Genomic DNA, 18,098 nt, shown 5'->3' with positions numbered 1-18,098 from the left:
CTGAAGAGGGAGAACGACACGCGCCGGACACGATGATCCTTTTCCGAGGCGGAGAGGCGTTGGAGTGACGTTTTCCGAAGCGTAAAGCCGCCACAGCGGTTGCCAGAAAACGAACATTCGTGCTAAAGTCAGTTAACCGCGAGTGAGCGAGGGGACGTGTTTGTCATGGCCGAGAACAAGACCAGACCGACCGCAGAAAGCGTGCAGGCGTTTCTGGACGGCGTCGAGAACAAGCGCAGGCGCGAGGACGGTCTCGCCCTTCTGCATATGATGCAGGAAGCTACCGGCGAAGAGCCTGTCATGTGGGGGCCGTCGATCATCGGCTTCGGCAAGTACCACTACACGTACGAAAGCGGGCGCGAAGGCGACTCCCCGGTGATCGCGTTTTCCCCGCGCAAGGCGAGCCTGACGCTCTACATCGATATGGACTTCGACGGCTACGACGCCCTGATGGACAAGCTCGGCAAGCACACGACGAGCAAGGCCTGCCTGTACATTAACAAGCTGGCCGACGTCGATATGGACGTGCTGCGCAAAGTGATCCACAAGTCGGTCGAGCACACGCGCAAGACCAATCCGAGCTAAGCTCCCGAATTAGCGGGTCATAGAGGCTTCGCCTCCACAGATGCACCAAAGGGCTTACGCCCTCTGGACTCCCTTTCCCGCGGAATAATGCCGCTGGCAGCATTATTCCGCGAGTAACGAGGTAGGAGTGTAAACTCCTGACGGGGTTTGGGGCAGCGCCCCAAGGTTCGGCTAGACGCCCGGCGTCGGGTTGGAGACGGCCTCGACACGCACCGTCTGCCCGGCCTCGAACACAATCGGCACGACGGCCAAATCACCGCGCCGCTCGACCTCGGCGCGTACGTCGCCGTCAACCCGCACCGTGACGTCGCTGCCGGTGAAGCGGATGTACAGCGTTCGCTTACCGGTCACGGTCGCACGATATTCGATCACCGTGCGCGTCGGGTTGACCTCCAGCTTGAGCAGCGGCAGGTCGAGCACGAACCGTTCACGCGGGACGTGCGGCTGAATCAGCAGGCCGTCGCCTTCTGGCGCGGGTTCGATGCCGCACACGCGCAGCAGTCCCAACAAGGCCATCGCGTCCTGATTGGCGTTCATGATCGGAAAATCGGTCATCGGTGTGACGAAGCTCGACCACGTCCAGCCCGGCTGATCGGCGGCGGTGCCGTTCACGCCGTCCGGCCCCGACCACGTGTTAATCCACACATTTGGATAAGCGGTCGAGTGCGCCGCGTAAGTGTTGCGGTTGAGCGAGCGCCACGCCAGATGGTGCCGCCCTGTGCGCGAATAGCCCCACGTCGCCAATTGGGACACCGCTGGCCACACCATGCCGCCCGGCAGCAGTGCAGCGCCCACCGGCGAGGGCCGATCGAGGTGGTAATCCACGCTCTCGATCACAGCCGACAGCCGGCTTGCCTCCGCCGCATCCGCGCAGATTAGCGGCCACACCTGCGCCTCCAGCCACAAGTCGCCGATGACGACTGGCCGGTTGTGCACGTCGCGCAGCACGGCGCGGTTGTACCAGCCTTTGGCGTTCCACTGCACCCGTACGCCTGCACGCATGCGTTCAAGCCGGCCGTCGGCGTCGATCACCTCGCGGATGCCCGGGTCGCGTTCATTCAGAATTTCGCTTAGCAGCGGCAGCACATACAGCGCCATGTGCGTATTGGGCACCGATTCGCCGCTCTCCTTCGAGTTACCGTAGGTCGCGCCGAACGGCCCCGGCCCGTCGCGGATGGCGCTTTCCAGCACGATCGAATCCGACCAATCGCCAGAGCCGACCTTGACCAGATCGTGCTCGCCGATGCCGTTGACCTCGAACAGGTGGTGCAGCGCCCTATGCACGTGGTCGAGCACCGTCGCGCCGGGTGGCGATTGGCTGGGCGGATAGAACGGCACCGCCTCGTCGAGAAACGCCATGTCCCCGGTTGCGCTCAGGTATTCGCACAGCGCCAGCAGGAAGAACAGATCGAGGTCGGACGGCTTGGTGTGCAGGTCAAGTCCGTTGGAGACGGCGCCGTGCCCGTTGAACGAGTACATGATCTGGCCGGTCTGCGCGTCAGTCACGCGCATGATCAGGCGCAGCATGTCGCGAGCCAGCGCAGGATCGAGATAAGCCGCCGGCAGCGCGAACAAGGCTTGGTCGCGCGGGGCGCCGTCCGCGCCGTGCAAGTACAGATAGGCCGATCCCTGCGGCACGATGAATACGTTGTGGAACGCGAGATACACCGTCGATGACAGCATGTAATAGGCGTGCCACGCCATCTCGCGGTGCAGCACCGGGTCTTGACCGGTATCGAAATACGCGAGGTTGTCCTTCCACGCCGCACGCGTCTCGTCCAGCACGTCGGCGGGCTGCTTGAGCGCCGTCAGCATGTCGAGCGATTCATCGGGGCGCGCCATGCCGTATGCAAAGCGCATCTTCACGCGCTCGCCGGGCTGCACGGTGAGGTCGCGCCGAATGACGAAGCAGTACGGCATCGGGTCGTTGCGATTGTCGCGCGGAAGCGTGTCCCCGGGTCTGCGCTGTACGACCGCATCGGGCTGGCGAGCGCCGCCTTTGCCGAAAAACGTCATCTTGTTGACGTACACCGCCGCCTGCGCCCCGTCGAGATCGGCGAGGAACACGTTGGCCGGATCCCAGTCGATCTCGCTCGGCTGATCGGGCGACGGCGCGCTTTGCGGGCGTGGCTGGCGAATCTGCTGCCGGAAGCGCAGGGCCGAAGCGTCTTCGTCCCACTCCACTGACGGGATGAAGAAGCGGTTGAGGCCACGGCGCACCGAATCGCTTGATGGAGCAAACGCGCCGCTGCGCAGCCATTGGAGCTGAAGCTGCTGGATATTGACGTCCCAGTACTCGTAGTACTGCAGCTCGACCGGCGACCCGCCGAGATTTTCGATTTCGACATCAGCGATCAGCGCGGGTATATCGCCGTACGGCGCGATGACGTGCCGGTTGACGCGTATATCGCGGTAGGTCGTCTCGTGCTCGAAGTAACCCATCCCGAACACGCGGCGGGTTTCCGCGCCGGGCGGACGGAAGCGGAACGCCGTCGCCCATGTCTCGGTGCCGTCGTTGATGTAGCCGAACCCGCCGGCGTACGCATGGCGTTCATCGGCCTGCTGCCCCTGCGCCGTCGCGTCGATTTCGCCCGACGGCACGTCCGGCACGGGGCTGGGTTGTCCGGCCTGTGCAGCGCCCCCGGGCGGGACGACCCCGCGCGGCGGCGCATTGGTGCTCGTATCGACCCCCTGCGCCGACGCCGAAAACGGCCGGAACGCAGGCGGAATACGCCGGAACGAGCGTGTCACGAACAGCAGGATCGCGCGAACAATGCGATACAGGAACACCCGCAGCGAGAACATCGGCGGCAGTACGTCCTCGGCCTCGTAGCGGTTGACGATCACACCGCCGCGATCGCACGCATATACCTGCACCGTGCCGTCGTTGGACGCCATCGCGGTGATGCGCCGGTTGCCGACCTGATGCCAGTGATCGCGCCGTTCGTCACCTGCGGTGGTGCGATACACCGCGCGCGGATCGTTGAATTGATCCATTTCGTACTGATACGCGGGCAGGCCGGCGTTGTCCACGATCCAGCGGCCAAAGCTGCCGCTGCCCTCCTCGGTCGGGACAAACGCGCGCGGGTCGTCCGCCTGCGCGCTGAGCGGCACGGCGGTATCGAGCGGGCGCTGCTGCAACAGCCAGCGCTCGAGCTGTCGCACGCGGCCCGGTGGCCGGCATTCTGCTGCTTCCTGAAACGCTGTGCGTTGATTGTCGGTTATAGGCATGTTGATCCCAATAATCGTATTCGTTCCAAAGGTGAGGCAGATTATGGGTGCCCGATTCGCGTAGGGACACGGCACTGCCGTGTCCAAGAAGGGCGACCCGGCGGGTCGCCCCTACATACCGTCCTGATCCTTCCGTCTGCCAACGTGTTACCCATGTCTCCGAACGTTGTGTCCTCCCACACTATGTCCCCCGTCTACCTGCCGCGGGTTGGGGTGGAAGCCTTGTCCTGCCCCTCCCGCCAATGATGTCCACCCCGTCACTGGCAACTGACATCTGACTCCTGAAAACTTCCCTTGTCATTGCACGAACTGCGCGGCGTAATGCGCCATCGTCATCACCGTCAACTGCGGGTTGACCGTCGTGGAGGTCGGGAACACGCTGGCGTCGCACACGTACAGGTTACTGTACCCGAACACCTTGAAGTCCGGGCCGATCACGCTGTCCGTCGGGGACGATCCGATCGCGTTGCCGCCCTGCGGGTGCCCCGTCCCGAGCAGGATGTCATAATCGTGCTTGACGAGATCCCGCAGCGCGTCGACCTGACTTTGCGCGCGCAGCACGGCGCTCTCGTTGACGTACGGCTGATAACGGCGGGTCGTGGCGTACACCTCCAACGCGCCGCCGGTGAAGAAGATGTTGCCCAACATCACCAGCGCATCGACCAGTTTGGTCAGATCGCCTTGCGTCGGTTGAACACGACATCCGGACCGCCGCTGATCAGCGCGGGGACGATATGCGCGTTCGACTCCGTCCCGACCAGCACGCCCACCGCCGCGATCCGGTCGTAGTTCTGCATGTTGCGGAAGTGCGTGTCGAGCCAACCGGGCATCGTGAGCGCCTGCGCCACCGGCGGGTTGTACCACGTCTCGTACACGAAGCCGGGGTGATCGTGCACCTTCAGGTAGTGTGCGATCTGCACGCCGTCGTACGCGTTGACCTTCTGATTGAACAACGCGTGCAGGGGGCTCCCCATGTTGAACGACAATCCCTTGCCGACCGGCAGCTTGGCCGCCTTGCCGATCCCGCTTTGCATCAACAGCCAGCTCGAGTGGATCGTGCCGCCGCTGACGACGACCGTCTTCGGGTTGCGCACGAGCAGCTTGCGCTTGCCGGCAACCTCGGCATGCACCTCGGTGATCTTGCCGCTGCTCTCGGTCAGCTTGGTGACGTTGGCTTCCGAAATGATGCGCATGTTCTCCGCGCCGTGTTTGTGCTGTGCGGCGGGCAGAACCTCGTCCAGCATCGACAGCTTGCGACCGTACTTGCAGCCGATGTTGCAGTAGCCACAGCCGAGGCAGTCCACGATGTTCGCTTCGACCACGTCGTACTCGTAGGCGTCTTCGCGGCCGGCGAAGTACTGCTTCACAGCCGAGGTGATCAGGCTGTCGCCGTGGTTGAGCACCGCGTCGAGCGGCTTGCGCGTCCCCTCGGCGATCTTCTTGATGCGCATACGCGCACGCACCTTCTGCTGCGAGTCGAAGTACGACGCGTCGTCGATCACCTTACCGTTATTGCTGCGCGCGTTCCACGTGTCGATCACGCGCTGCGGCGTGTCGAAGCACACAGCGTTGTTGACGACCGATGTCCCGCCCACGGCGCTGCCTTGCAGGATCGTGAAGCGCAGCGACTGCGAGATTTGCAGCGCGCCGTCGCTGTACAGCCGGCTGATCATGTCGACTTCGTCTTCGTTGAAGTCGTCGGGGTGCACGTACAACCCCTTCTCGAGGATCAACACGCGCCGGCCCTTCTCCAGAAGCTGCTCGGCGAGGATCGCCCCTCCCGGCCCCGACCCGACAATCACCACGTCGGCGTCGTCGATTACGTCGATGCCTTCCTGATCGAGCACCTCCGGCGTCATCACCTTCAACGGCGGATGCGCACGGATCGGCTTGACCTCGAAGTCTTTCTCGCGCTGAGAGAACGGCGTGTAGCCGATCCCGCTGCCGTCTTCGCGTTTCGGCCACACCTCGGGATTGTTGTAGTAGCCCAGATACGTGAGCTGCATATTGAAGCGCATCATCGCTTCCAGCAGGCCGGTGAAGCTCAGCGCGGCGTCCAACTCGCTGCCCGACCGCCCAGTGAAGCGCAGCAGCACCTTGTTAACGTTGCGCATCAACCCATCGAAGAAGCGGTACAGCGCCGACCTGTCCACGATTTGCTGCTTGAAACGGAAATCGACGAACCGCGCGCGTGCCGCCGGATGCATGTACGTGATCGGCGGGCTGAGCCACGCCAGCGGCGAAAGCTGCAAACCCATCATCGCCAGCTTCGCCAACCCGAGCCGGTTGGAGCGGAACGAGCGCATGTAGCTGTCCGTGCGCAGCACGATCTCGTGCGGCGGCACGCGCTCGTGCGTCTTACCCGCGACCAGCGTCTCAGCGATCGCCTCCAGCGCGCGGAACTGCGTCGGGTTCAGGAAGCCGATGTGATCCAGCAGCGCGAGGTTGATGCGCCGGTTGAAATACAGAAACGCGATGATGATCACCACGTCCAACAGCCACGCGCCGAACATGATCACGCCGAGGCCGGCGGTCGCGCCGCCTACCGTCAGACTGTAATCGCCGAACGGCACATAGCCGGACAGCGCGACAATCGATATGGCGATGATCGACCCGGCATGACCGACCACCAGCGCGATGATCATCTGCGCGTGCTGCGAGAACCGGCGCGGATCGTACGCGGCATACAGCGAACACAACCCCAGCACGCCGATCTTGATGGTCGAGCCGACGATCATGAACGGGTTGACGAGCAGATCGGTCATCAGCGCGACATTGAGATACGACGCCAGCACGCTTCCCGCCGCGGCGAACAGGGACGCCAACCCGAACAGTCCGAACACGACGCGGGCAAACGTCTCGGCGCCAGTCATCGGCTTGTCGGTGATCCACGGCAGCCACGGCGGCGCGGGCATCTGCGCCTTGCGCACGAACCACGCCAAGCCTAACACGGCCGCCCCGCAGAACCCGAAACCGAGCAGCAGCGGCGCGTCCTGCATTGGCGGACCCGTGCGCACCGACAGCGCCACGAACGACGCCGCACCGATCAGCAACCCGCCGAACACGACCACGATCATCGCGCGGTAACGGCGCACGTCGGCGGCGGAGCACCATGACAGATACGCCATCAGCCACATGCCGGCGATGGTGTTGGTGACGAAGAACGGCGGCGCGACGAAGAACGGCGCGTCGCGCAGCGCGTAGGGCAGGATCAGCACGGCGAGGCCGAATACGACGAACAGCGCGGCCAGCACGTTCAAATAGGTGGCGAGATTGCGCTCGTCATGGGTGTAGTCGATATCGTTGCTCATCAGACGATCCCCCTCGGCTCGAACTCGACAACGGTCGACAGAATCAAGCATACAACGCTATCGCACGGACCGCTTGCCATCAGAGGACAGTCTGGTTACGCAGTGTTTTGACAACGCGGCAGAATAGACCGATGATGATTGTCAGCGCACCTGCGCGATCGAGGGATAACGGGGGACACCGTCATGGACGCAATTCTGGGAACTGGCAACACCCTGTTCGGATACGCCTTCGTCCTGCTGATCTATCTCGGGTTATGGATCGCCATGCGCCAGTCCGGCCAGAAGTTCGAGCCGGGCTTTCGTCGCACGTTCATCGTGCTATACGTGGCGTGGGCGGTCGGTATCTTCGTCGGCAATTATCTATTCCATTTGCTCGGGATCATGAGCTTCTACCCGTGGTTGAACAACTTCATCCACTCGTTTCTGTGGATCGGCCTCGGACTTGGGTTCCTGTACGCCATCTCGTACAAGCGTCCGCTGTGGGAGCAAATGGTGCTGTTCGCCATCTACAGCCTCGTCGTCAAGTTCGCCGAGCAGCGCATTTTGGGGACGTGGGAGTTCGACCGCTTCTTCTTCATCGAGGGCAACCTCGCCTACATCATCGGCTGGAGCCTGGTCGACGCGGCCTATCCGATCCTGTCCGCGCTGGGGCTGCGGTTCGGCAAACGCTTCATCTCCGGGCTGGTCGAACCGCCGATGAACTTGACGTAACGCGCACGCGTTAATACACCACCACAGTGGCGACCTGCACGGGCCGACGAGCGGACGGCTTCGCCGTGCCACGCCGGTTCCTCGACCGATTTCGAGGGGAACCGCCCAAAAACCGTGCGATAATGCAAGTCCCCAATCATCCGAAGTTCCGGAGGCAAGCCAATGACTCCCCGACGGATGCACCATCGACGTATCGTGGTCTTGGGGTTCGCGCTGGCGCTGATGATGAGTTCATCTGCCGCCCAGACCCCGACACCGACGCCCGGACCCACCGAAACCCCGTTCCCTCCAACATCCACGCCGCTCCCCGGCGCTCCAGACGAATTCTCACTCACGGCGGTCTACCGCTACACCGGGATCACCTTGACCGGCACGCCCGGCAATGCTACCGAGTGCCAGAATCCGCAGATCGTCGCCAGCCCCGGCCAGCCTGAGATCGATCGGGTCGAACTGTATCACGTCCCTTCGAACGTCAGTACGGCAAGCAGTTATGGGCACATCGTCGCAGTCTATACCACAGTACCGTTTGCCGAGTGGAGCAGCGGATCGGAGTTCGCGGCGATCACCGTCCGCGCGCTCACCGTCAACGGGCAGACCGAACACCGCCTGTATCAGGTGCGGAATGGCGAGTCGACATCCGGTGCCTCGGACAACGGCAACCGGATCGCTGACGGCACCAGTGACCTCGCCGCCGTCAGCCCGGACGGCGCATACCTGCTGTTCGCCTTGCCCGAGGAGACATCACAAATCGCCGTGCGCCTGTTTTACGGCGCGGGTGATGGCGCGGCGACGATCTGCGACGCGGTGCCGGACAGCGGCCCCGCTTCACTCCCGGCACGCTGGCTCGCACCCAGCAACCTGCCCTCGCTTGTCTCGATCACCGACGCGCCGGACGATGTGGTGCAGTGCGGCGTCGGCGGCAGCATCACATCGCCTGAGGCGGACATCACAGCGGTTGCAGTACATCCCGCGCCGGACACATCGCCCTTCCCGAACGGTTACCTCGTGGAGATACAGACCGCCGCTGACCCGACCGCGATGATCCAATCCGCCGCGAGCTATACGGCCTACCTGAACCTCACCCGCGAAGGCGGGTTGGAGGAGAACTGGCTCTACAGCGCCGTGAACGGCACGTTCTCCTCGCGCGTGCTGGCCGCCGACAATACGCCGGTCAACGAGACTTCGCGTTGGGGCGATTTCACGGGTACGTCGATGGCCGACCCGAACCTGTCCAACCGATTCGTGTTCAACATCCCCGGCGACGTCACCGCGATCACGGCGCGCACGGCACTTACCGTCGCGCAAGGCGATCCGCAGGCGTGCGATCAAGCCCCCGGCGGCGGCACACGTCTGCCGCTGCCGCCGGTGTGGGTCGTGTCCGGCGACACGCCGGTGGTCGGCAGCTTCGACGATCCCGCGGGCGACGTGGTGGAAGTCGACACCGGAAATTCGGTCGCCGCGCCCGCAATCGACCTGACCACGGTTGACATCATCGAGGCGTCGGCGCTGGGCGAACCGCGAACGGTACGGGTCAAGCTAGGCCCGCCCGGCGACACCATCGACCGGCGTGTGCGACTGACTTACGAGAGTGATGCCGGTGGTATTGTCATCAGCGAGGTCACCGAGACTGGAGCGATCGTGACCACCGGAGACGGTTTTCCGGTGCTTACACCCAACGAACGTCCCGCCTATCTGGATGCAGCGACCGAGACCGCTGTTTTCACGATCTCCCCGAATGCAGCGAATCTGACTGTTGAGACGACAGCGAACACGGCCGAAGGAATCACCGCACGGGACATCATACCGAATACCACGGTAATTGTGGTGCCGCAGGCGGAACCCACACTTCCGGAATTGCCCTTCGGCGTTGTTCTATGTCCGCCGCTCGATCGCCTTCCTCCCCGCAGCGCGTTGTGGACCGATATCAATGAGGCAGCAGACAACTGGGATCTTGCCCGCCGGCGCGCGCTCTATGGCGACGTTGACCTCGGCACTCCACCAGAAACGTACATTTTCGACTCCAGTCAGCGGTTCCTTCAACTCACCGACCCCAACCAACCGTTCCACCCGTACCGCAATCCGCTGATCTTCCGCGATCACTGCGTCGATCCGATCCCCGTCAGCGAATCCACGCCGACACCGCCTCCACCTGCGCGCGCGCCCGAGTCCGCCGAAATTTCCGACCCGATGAACGATCTCGTGCTGTGCCAGTCGCCCAACCCGGCTGAAGGCACGCATCCGTCCGACATCCTGCGCGTCACGGTTGGGCGCATACCGGGTGTGTCGAGCGCGACCTACGGATATGTCGTCGGCGTATATACAGCCACGCCGTTCGAGAGCCTAATGGATGATGCGTACAGCGCGGCGGTCTCCGTGCGGGGCGTGACAGCCAGCGGGACCCGCGCCAACCGTCTCATCGAGGTCCATGACGGCAACCTGCGGCTCGGGGCGACGGACGACAACGGCAACCTGATCGGCGGCACGAGTAATCTCGTCGATTACGGGGCCGACGGCGCGGCGCTGGTCTACTTGCCGGAAACGACGATGCAGATTCAGGTCAGGACGTTCTACACCGACGAAGCCGGTCAGCCCACCTTGTGCGACGATCTCGAGACCGTAGACCTGCGCGACCTAATGGAAAGCGAGACCCTCGGCGATCTGCTCGATCGGCTAGGCGTCTACGTCTGCCCGCCGCTCGATCAAGTCCTCGACCGGTCGACACCGCTGAGCAGTCAGGACGCGGTGGTCGCGGCGGTGCGCGCGCTTACGGCAGGGGGCTACACGCCGGGCTTGGGCAACGCCCTGAGGCTGGCAAACCCAAACCGGCCGTTCCATCCGCTGTTCAACCCGCTGATGCTGTTCGATTCGTGTGCTGGCGATGTGTGAGCGCATGCTTGGATGAATCGAAACGCGGCCCGGATCGTCAGTGGATCCGGGCCGCGCTGCGTCTCGTTGTGGCTTACGCGACCGTTATGACCACGTTGCCGCGCTTGTTCCCGCTGTCGACGTAGCGGTGCGCTTCGGCGGTCTGTTCGAGCGGGTAGCTTCGATCGATCACCGGCTTTACCTTGCCCGCCTCGATCAACTGCTTGAGTGCCTCAAGATCGGCCGCGGATTGCTCCGGCGTCGACGCGAACACGTGCTTGCTGCCGGTCATGGTCGTCACGAGACCGCGCAGCTTCTGAATCAGGCCGGATGTCGCCAGCAGGTAGTGGCCATTCGGGTTGATCCGCCGCAGCGTGCCCGTAAACGGCGTCTTGCCCATCACATCGAGGACGACATCGTACGTTTCAGGCAGACGCGTGAAGTCCTGTTGGGTGTAGTCGATGACGTGGTCGGCACCGGCAGCCTGCATCGTGTCGAACTTGGCTGCGACGTCGATGCCGGTGACCTCTGCGCCGCGCGCCTTGGCGATCTGAATAGCGAACGTCCCGATGCTGCCCCCTGCGCCGACGATCAGCACCTTCTGTCCCGGCTGAATGTTCGCATGGCTCAGGAAGTGCAGCGCCTCGATTCCGGCTGTCGGCACAGTCGCGGCTTCTTCGAATGTGATCCCATCCGGCTTGAGCGCGACCGCGCCGTTTTCCGGCACGCGGGCGTACTCGGCGTATCCGCCAAAGCCGATCCCCGTGGCGGCGAATACCGCGTCCCCTACTTTGAAGCGCGTTACGGCGCTCCCGACTTCCTCGACCACGCCGGCCAGTTCCTGACCGAGGACGATGTTCCGCGGCCGCAGCAGCCCCATGTACAGGCGCATCGGCAGCACCAGCCACGGCGAGATCTTCGCCTGCCGGATTTCGCTGTCTCCGGCGGTCACCGTCGCGGCGTGGACGCGCACCAGAATCTCGTTGTCTTTAGGCTGTGGCTTCGCGATGTCCGTGAGGCGCAGGCCGTCCGGCGATCCGTATTGCGTCCAAACGATGGCTTTCATGAGGCTTCCTCCCCAGTACGACGCGTGGCGGTGCGGGTGTGCGTGGCGGCTAGGCCACGGCGAGGACGACGCTGCCCGTGCGATCACCGGACTCGACGTAGCGGTGCGCGGCGGCAGCCTGCTCGAGCGGGAAGCTGCGATCAACGGCCGACTTGAGCGCGCCGGCTTCGATCAGCTCCTTGATGACGTCCAAATCCCCCGGCTTGTCGAACGCCAGCGCGCAAATCACCTGCTTGCCGCCGGTGAAGCGGGTGCGCAGCATCTGAAACACCTGCTTCATCTTGAAGCTCGCCAGCATGTAGATCCCGTTCGGTGTCAGCGCACGCTTGGCCTTCTCAAACGAGCTTTTGCGGATCACGTCGAGGATCAAGTCGTACTGCTCGCCGCGGGCCGTGAAGTCCTCACGAGTGTAGTCGATCGTCTTGTCCGCGCCCAACGCTTCCAGCATCGGGATGCGCTTGCTACCGGCCACACCCGTGACCTCTGCGCCGTAGTGCTTGGCGAGCTGCATCGCTGCCGAACCAATGCTACCGGATGCGCCGTTGATCAGCACCTTTTGCCCGGGCTGAATGTTGGCCTTCTTGAGCAGGTTCAGCGCCGTGATCGCGCCGTACGGGATGCTCGCCGCTTCCTCGAACGTCATATTGGACGGCATCGGCGCGATCGGGCTGTCCTCTGGCGCGGTGATGTATTCGGCGTAGGTGCCCATCGTCTGCCCGCGGTAGCCGAACACCTTATCGCCCGCCTTGAAGCGTGTCACGTCCTTGCCGACGCCCTCGATCACACCGGCATATTCGCTGCCGAGGATCGACTTCGTCGGCCGGCGCAGACCGAACGCGAAGCGCGTCGGAACGTAGAAGAGGAACGGCATCGTGAACCGTGCCGGCGACCACGCCGACATATTACGCGCGATCAGGTCGCCAAAATTGACCGTGGTGGCGTGAACGCGCACCAGCACTTCGTTATCCTTCGGCGTCGGCTTCTCGACACCACTCACATGCAGCACGTCCGGCGATCCGAACTCGGTGTACACAACAGCTTTCATGGGGTTCCCTCTCTTCGGGCTATTCGGCATCGTTCGTTTTCGACTCTACGCGGGTCACAGACAGGAGTTTCAGGCCGGAGTCGCGCACCTTGCGCAGCAGGCCGAACAGTGTCGCTTGATCGGCCACACGCCCGGTCAGCAGCGTTTCGCCGCCTTCCTCCAGCGTGATGCTCAGCCCCTCGAACCAGTCGCTCCAGTTGTCGGTCAGATGGCCGTCAAGCCGGATCTGATAGACCGTGTCGCGGTCGGTGTCGTACTGCGGGGTGTGCGTGGGTACCATGTCCTCGTGTCCGTGTCGGCGGGTCGAACCCTCGATGCCATCTCCTTGCTATACCTACAGCGTACCGGCGCTGAGGTGTTGTCGAATAGACACCGAAGTGTCGTTTGAAGTGTTGTTGTGGCGCGGCCCCAAACCCCGGCAGGAGTTTGCACTCCTGCACCTCGTTACCCACGGTTCGATGCTGGGAACGGCATCGAACCGCAGAAACGGGAGTCCAGAGGGCGCAAGCCGTTTGGGCCAGACAGGCGTGGAGGCGAAGCCTCCGCAGATGACGGAACTAGATTAAGCCGAGTTCGCGGGCGCGGGCTATGGCCTCGGTACGGCGCTGCACACCCAGCTTGCCGAAGATACGGCGGTTGTGCCCCTTGACGGTGTCGAGCGCCAGAAACAGCCGTTCGGCGATCTCGGCGTTGGAGAGGCCGGCGGCGACGAGCTCCAGCACTTCCATCTCGCGGTCGCTGAGCGGCTCGATCAGCCCCTGCGCTGCGGACGGTGGCGTGTGGGCTATGCCGCGGTCGAAGGCGCCCAGCAGGCGACGCGTGTAAGTCGGCGTGATCCCATGCCGGTCGGCCTCGGTCAACAGGCGCACCATCGGCGGTCCTTCGTCGACGAACATCTGCACGAAGCCGGCGCGTTCGGCCAGTTCGAGGGCCTGCCGGAACGGCTTCAGCGCAGCGGCGGCGCCGTCATGGTCGGCAGTCGCCAGCGCACGCAGCATGAGGCATTCGGCCGCGGTGCCAGCGCGAGCGCCGTCCTCGGCCGCGCACAGCACGCGATCCAGCAGCTCGAGCGCGGTGTCGAGCGTCCCGTTGCGCGGATCGACGCGGTGCTGCGCGATCAACAACCGCGCCAGCGTGAGGGCCTCGAACTCGCGCAAATACGTGATATCCATGTCCGCCGCTATACCATACGTGCGCGCCCAATCGGCAGCCTCGGTGAGCTTGCCCTGCCGAGTCCATACCCGCGCTTTGAGTGCCGCGACCGGTCGCACGTTCGGCAGCGGCGACGGTTTGTACTCGTGTTCGGCATCCTCCAGATGCTCGAGCGCCCCGTCGAGGTCGCCGGTCACCTCGCACATGCGCGCCTGCGTAACCGCCAACCGGTACGGCCAGTCGTTGAGCGTATTGACGGTCACAAGCGTCTCGGCGGTGTGTAGGTTGGTCACCGCCTCGTCCAATTCGCCCCGTTCGATGTGCAGCGCCGCCAAACCGCGGTAGATGTCCTGCGTGCTCAACGGCGGCGGATCGCCCAACTGGCGCGCGATGGCGAGCGCCTCGTCGAACGATTTGAGCGCCTCCGTCAAGCGGCCAAGGGCAATCCGAATATCGTAGAGGATGAACGCGATGCCGACCGCGTCATGGATCACGCCGGCGTCCAGCATCGTTGTGCGGAACTCTTCCAGCGCGCGATCGGCCATCTCCAAATCGCCGTTGGCCCAATACGCGACCCCCGTCAGCGCCACCGCTTGCCGGTAGCTCGGATCGTCCACTCGCGCCGAAAGCTCGCGCGCACGCTTCGCGTGGATGAGCGCCGCTGCAGTATCGCCCATGGTCAGCGCACGGTAGGCGCGTGCGCCGGCAATCGCCCCGGGCAGGCCGCGGAACAGCTTCTCGTCCACGACCACTACGTCGGCCGGAAGTTCATCCGGATCGCGCCCGTCCAGCCATTTCTCCGCATCGATTAAGTGGGCCTCGGCTGCGTCCACATCGCCCATATTGAGCAGCGCCCAGCCATAGCCGAGGCTGAGGACCGGTCGCGCCTGTATCACCTCGTCCGGCAGCGCCCGCACCCAGCGAATCCATGTGTTCGACTGATACATCTCGTCCATCTGCGGCCAAACGCGCTCGATCAAGTCGGCCGAGCGATCCATGTCGCCGGACGCAAGCGCATGCCGAATCGCGTCGGCGTCTTCGCCCTGCTGCTCATACCACACCGAGGCGCGCGCATGCAGCGCCGGCAACTCGGCGGCCTGCGCTTTGGTCGACCGCACGCGCAGGAGTTCGGCGAACAGGTGGTGATAGCGGTACCAGCGCCGCTCGCCGTCGAGCGGGATCAAGAACAGGTTGGCGCGTTCGAGCCGTTCCAGCCTCGCCTGCCCGTCGCCGGGCAAATCGCCGACGACGGCGTCGCACAGCGGCCCACACAAGCGGTCCAGTATCGACGTGCGCAGCAGGAACGTCTGGTCCTGTGCGGATTGGCGGTTCAGCACTTCTTCGACCAGATAGTCCAGCACGAAATGATGGCTGCCTGAAAACGACCGGATGAATCGGGCGGCGTCTTGCCCGCGCTCCGTCACGGCGCCCTGCAGCGCGAGCGCCGCCAACTGCAGCCCGGCGACCCAACCCTCGGTGCGGCTCTCCAGCGCCCTGATGTCCTCCGGCGAGAGCGACAGCCCCATGACGTTCGTCAGGAATCCCGCCGCCTCGTCGGCTGTGAAACGCAGGTCGGCGACCCGCAGTTCTGTCAACTGACCGCGTGCGCGCAGGCGGGCCAGCGGAAGCTGCGGGTCTTCCCGCGTGGCGATGACGAGGTGAAGCTTCGGAGGGAGGTGATCGACGAGAAACGCAAGCGCCTCGTCGACCGGCTGCGAATCGACGCTGTGGTAATCGTCCAACACCAGCACGCACGGGGCAGGCAGCGCAGCGATAGCGTTCAGCAGCAGGGTAAGCAGTGACTCGATGGGCGGAGGCTGCGGCGATTGCAGGGCCTCGAGCACGTCTGCACCGAGGCCGGCGTGAACGGTTTGCAGCGCGGCCACGATATAGGCGAGAAAGCGGGCAGGATCGGCGTCGCCTTCGTCGAGCGACACCCATGCAGCAGGGCGCCCACACCCGGCGGCCCACGCGCTGACCAGCGTCGTCTTGCCGAAACCGGCAGGCGCGGAGATCAACGTCATTTTGCGGTGCAGGCCGGCGTTCAGCTGAACGATCAAGCGGGCGCGGTCAACCGCAGTGGGCCGCGGCGGGGGAATGTACAGCTTCGCGGCCAGAAGTGGCGTAGACATGAGTTGATTATAGGACGCTGGCCGGCTGCCCGCCACCAAGACCTTGTGATGCGAAGGGTGATCAGGAATCAGAGGTCAGTCGCCAGCCCTCCACGACAGGCATTGACGCAGCCCAAGCACGCCTCAAACGCCGCCCCGCTTTCGGGGGACCGTCAACATCACCGCTCGTCCAGAAAGCGACTGGCGGTGCGAATACACCGACCCTGTCACTACTTCGGGTCGTCGGCGTTGTCGCGGAACATCGGCACTGCAAAGTTCAAGAACTTCGCCCACCCCTCGCCGGCCATCAACTTGCGCTGCTCATCGGTCAGTTTTAAGCGAATGTCGCGTTCGCCGGTGTGCAGGTCGATGGTCAGCAGCGGACTGCCGTCGTCCCGGATTTCTTCGAAGCACTGGCGTTCGTAACCCATCGGATTGGCAAGAAACTTTCCCAAACATTGTTCGCAGACGGCGAGTTGGTGGTCGCAAAAATTGCGGTTGATTTTCACGTACATCGTGACACCTCCAAGCCAAGGCTTAGTATTGATGATAGAGACTTCGGCCCTGTTTGTCATTCGGACGCAGCATGACCCGACGCGCTTTTCCACACGGGAGCGCGTGCCATCGGAGCGCGTGTTTTCAGAGAAGCGCAGGACCCCGAACCGCACGCGCACAGGATTGTGGCCGCGTTCAAGTTATGACAATGCGCGCTGAAAATCAGGCCGGACGTCCTACCGGGCAGTGACGCGCGATGTGGCTGGGGCGTCGCTCTGCCCACGCATACTAGTCGTCCGGCGCGATCGCCGGCTCGGCCTCCGACAGCAGAGGCTCGCCCACGAACCGGTCACGGTATCGCTGCAGCATCAGCAGAATGAAGAACGTGAAGATGCTGTTGTACAGCACCGAAAACTGGTTGAAGTAGAACGACAGCGTGTTCGAGAAGGCGAGCGTCACCACCAGCGCGATCATGCCCAGCGCGGATGCCAGCACGTCGCGCCGAATAAGAAACGCCACCATCGCGACCAGCAGCAGCGCGCCGGTGACCAGATCGAGGCCAATCAGGATCAGGTACCAACTGAGGCTGTTGGCGCTGTTGATGTTGGCCGCATCCATGACGATCACCCGCAGCACGTCGGGCAGCGATCCGCCCTCGCCGCCGAGCACTGTCGCCAACACGTACAGCATGAACAGAGACAGCAGGCCGCTCAGCGCAAACAGCACGACCAGCACGGCGCGTGCGATTGGGCGCGGCAGGAACCGCTTCTCGAAACGCGTAATCGCCGCGACGATGCGCGCGGATGGTGTCATGCGGTCGGGCGACAGGTCGATCGAGTCCGCCTGCAGGTACTGCATGATGTGGCGCGCGAGATTGGCGACGTCAGGTCGGGTCGTCCCGTCGGTGATCCGCTGCAATCGGGCCACGAGGTGGTCGCGCTCGCTCACCGACAGGTCGTCCTCCAGCACTTCTTCCAGCTCGCCAAGCACGTAATACATATCGGCATGAACGTCGGTCGACAACTGACGCCGCCGAACGACGAGATAGATCAGCAAGATCGCCAGAAACGCAACGTAAATGATCGGGGCGGCGAGCGGAAAGAAGTAGTCGTTCTGCTGCGTAATGAACTTTCCGATCTCGTCGATGAACAGGCCGGCGCCGACGCCGGCAAGCACTGCCGACACGTCGCGCATCCAGCGGTTCACACACAACAGGGGCAGCAGTACGGCGAAAAGCTGCAGCAAGCCGCCCCACAGCGCATGGGCGAAATGATACGTTTCGTTTCCGAGTTGTGGATAACCCGCGAGTTCGAGATAGACGCGCGTCACGACGACGCACAGCGCGAACGCCAGCGTGAGAATCAGCACATACCGTGCGGCATCCGCCCGCAGCACCGGTTTACGAATCGCCAACATCGCCCCCACCTTTCAACGCCGTGCTCCATGTGCGACGCTGCATCGAACCTAACGCGCAGCGGGCAGAAGCGCAATGGATGTCGGCCGCCACAGCCATCGTGTCTGCACGA

12 protein-coding genes are annotated in these 18,098 nt (G+C 63.7%); 3 read left to right on the top strand and 9 right to left on the bottom strand.

Annotated elements, in window-relative coordinates; genetic code table 11:
- Nucleotides 1-165 precede the first annotated feature (165 nt).
- Entirely contained in the window at nucleotides 166-585 is a 420-nt protein-coding gene (locus IPM16_13100) for a DUF1801 domain-containing protein (GenBank protein ID MBK9124036.1), read from the top strand.
- 171 nt (nucleotides 586-756) lie between these two features.
- Here IPM16_13100 and IPM16_13095 read toward each other — a convergent pair whose 3' ends face one another.
- From IPM16_13095 to IPM16_13085, 3 genes are all read right to left on the bottom strand, one after another.
- The gene (locus tag IPM16_13095) at nucleotides 757-3,816 is read right to left on the bottom strand and encodes a hypothetical protein (protein ID MBK9124035.1); all 3,060 of its coding nucleotides are present in this window, start codon (nucleotides 3,814-3,816) and stop codon (nucleotides 757-759) included.
- A 297-nt stretch (nucleotides 3,817-4,113) separates the two neighbouring features.
- On the bottom strand, nucleotides 4,114-4,467 hold the full coding sequence (locus tag IPM16_13090; GenBank protein MBK9124034.1) for a hypothetical protein: 354 nt from the start codon (nucleotides 4,465-4,467) through the stop codon (nucleotides 4,114-4,116).
- 20 nt (nucleotides 4,468-4,487) lie between these two features.
- Nucleotides 4,488-7,127, bottom strand: a complete 2,640-nt coding sequence (locus IPM16_13085) for a GMC family oxidoreductase N-terminal domain-containing protein (protein ID MBK9124033.1) — start codon at nucleotides 7,125-7,127, stop codon at nucleotides 4,488-4,490.
- 183 nt (nucleotides 7,128-7,310) lie between these two features.
- Between IPM16_13085 and IPM16_13080 the strand changes: the two genes are divergently transcribed.
- Both IPM16_13080 and IPM16_13075 read left to right on the top strand, forming a co-directional pair.
- Nucleotides 7,311-7,838, top strand: coding sequence for a hypothetical protein (locus IPM16_13080; protein ID MBK9124032.1), 528 nt, complete (start codon nucleotides 7,311-7,313; stop codon nucleotides 7,836-7,838).
- 162 nt (nucleotides 7,839-8,000) lie between these two features.
- The gene (locus IPM16_13075) at nucleotides 8,001-10,724 is read left to right on the top strand and encodes a hypothetical protein (GenBank protein MBK9124031.1); all 2,724 of its coding nucleotides are present in this window, start codon (nucleotides 8,001-8,003) and stop codon (nucleotides 10,722-10,724) included.
- A 73-nt stretch (nucleotides 10,725-10,797) separates the two neighbouring features.
- Here IPM16_13075 and IPM16_13070 read toward each other — a convergent pair whose 3' ends face one another.
- From IPM16_13070 to IPM16_13045, 6 genes are all read right to left on the bottom strand, one after another.
- On the bottom strand, nucleotides 10,798-11,769 hold the full coding sequence (locus IPM16_13070; protein MBK9124030.1) for an NAD(P)-dependent alcohol dehydrogenase: 972 nt from the start codon (nucleotides 11,767-11,769) through the stop codon (nucleotides 10,798-10,800).
- A 49-nt stretch (nucleotides 11,770-11,818) separates the two neighbouring features.
- Entirely contained in the window at nucleotides 11,819-12,814 is a 996-nt protein-coding gene (locus tag IPM16_13065; protein MBK9124029.1) for an NAD(P)-dependent alcohol dehydrogenase, read from the bottom strand.
- Nucleotides 12,815-12,833: 19 nt separating this feature from the next.
- Nucleotides 12,834-13,094 carry a hypothetical protein gene (locus tag IPM16_13060; protein ID MBK9124028.1) on the bottom strand — a complete coding sequence of 87 codons (261 nt, stop codon included), beginning with the start codon at nucleotides 13,092-13,094 and terminating at the stop codon, nucleotides 12,834-12,836.
- Nucleotides 13,095-13,371: 277 nt separating this feature from the next.
- Entirely contained in the window at nucleotides 13,372-16,098 is a 2,727-nt protein-coding gene (locus IPM16_13055; protein ID MBK9124027.1) for an AAA family ATPase, read from the bottom strand.
- Between the two features lie 209 nt (nucleotides 16,099-16,307).
- Complete coding sequence (locus IPM16_13050; protein ID MBK9124026.1) at nucleotides 16,308-16,586, bottom strand: hypothetical protein; 279 nt, start codon at nucleotides 16,584-16,586, stop codon at nucleotides 16,308-16,310.
- Nucleotides 16,587-16,860: 274 nt separating this feature from the next.
- Nucleotides 16,861-17,988: a hypothetical protein gene (locus IPM16_13045; protein MBK9124025.1), complete on the bottom strand. Its 1,128-nt coding sequence runs from the start codon at nucleotides 17,986-17,988 to the stop codon at nucleotides 16,861-16,863.
- Nucleotides 17,989-18,098 lie beyond the last annotated feature (110 nt).

Origin of the sequence: Candidatus Flexicrinis affinis, assembly GCA_016716525.1 — a bacterium.
Lineage (GTDB): Bacteria > Chloroflexota > Anaerolineae > Aggregatilineales > Phototrophicaceae > Flexicrinis > Flexicrinis affinis.
This window is presented reverse-complemented; position numbering and strand designations above follow the sequence as displayed.

Excerpts from the sequence above, each read along its gene's own strand:
- IPM16_13100 (MBK9124036.1), top strand. The coding sequence starts at position 166 with ATGGCCGAGAACAAGACCAGACCGACCGCAGAAAGCGTGCAGGCGTTT.
- IPM16_13095 (MBK9124035.1), bottom strand. The coding sequence starts at position 3,816 with ATGCCTATAACCGACAATCAACGCACAGCGTTTCAGGAAGCAGCAGAA.
- IPM16_13085 (MBK9124033.1), bottom strand. The coding sequence starts at position 7,127 with ATGAGCAACGATATCGACTACACCCATGACGAGCGCAATCTCGCCACC.
- IPM16_13080 (MBK9124032.1), top strand. The coding sequence starts at position 7,311 with ATGGACGCAATTCTGGGAACTGGCAACACCCTGTTCGGATACGCCTTC.
- IPM16_13075 (MBK9124031.1), top strand. The coding sequence starts at position 8,001 with ATGACTCCCCGACGGATGCACCATCGACGTATCGTGGTCTTGGGGTTC.
- IPM16_13070 (MBK9124030.1), bottom strand. The coding sequence starts at position 11,769 with ATGAAAGCCATCGTTTGGACGCAATACGGATCGCCGGACGGCCTGCGC.
- IPM16_13065 (MBK9124029.1), bottom strand. The coding sequence starts at position 12,814 with ATGAAAGCTGTTGTGTACACCGAGTTCGGATCGCCGGACGTGCTGCAT.
- IPM16_13060 (MBK9124028.1), bottom strand. The coding sequence starts at position 13,094 with ATGGTACCCACGCACACCCCGCAGTACGACACCGACCGCGACACGGTC.
- IPM16_13055 (MBK9124027.1), bottom strand. The coding sequence starts at position 16,098 with ATGTCTACGCCACTTCTGGCCGCGAAGCTGTACATTCCCCCGCCGCGG.
- IPM16_13045 (MBK9124025.1), bottom strand. The coding sequence starts at position 17,988 with ATGTTGGCGATTCGTAAACCGGTGCTGCGGGCGGATGCCGCACGGTAT.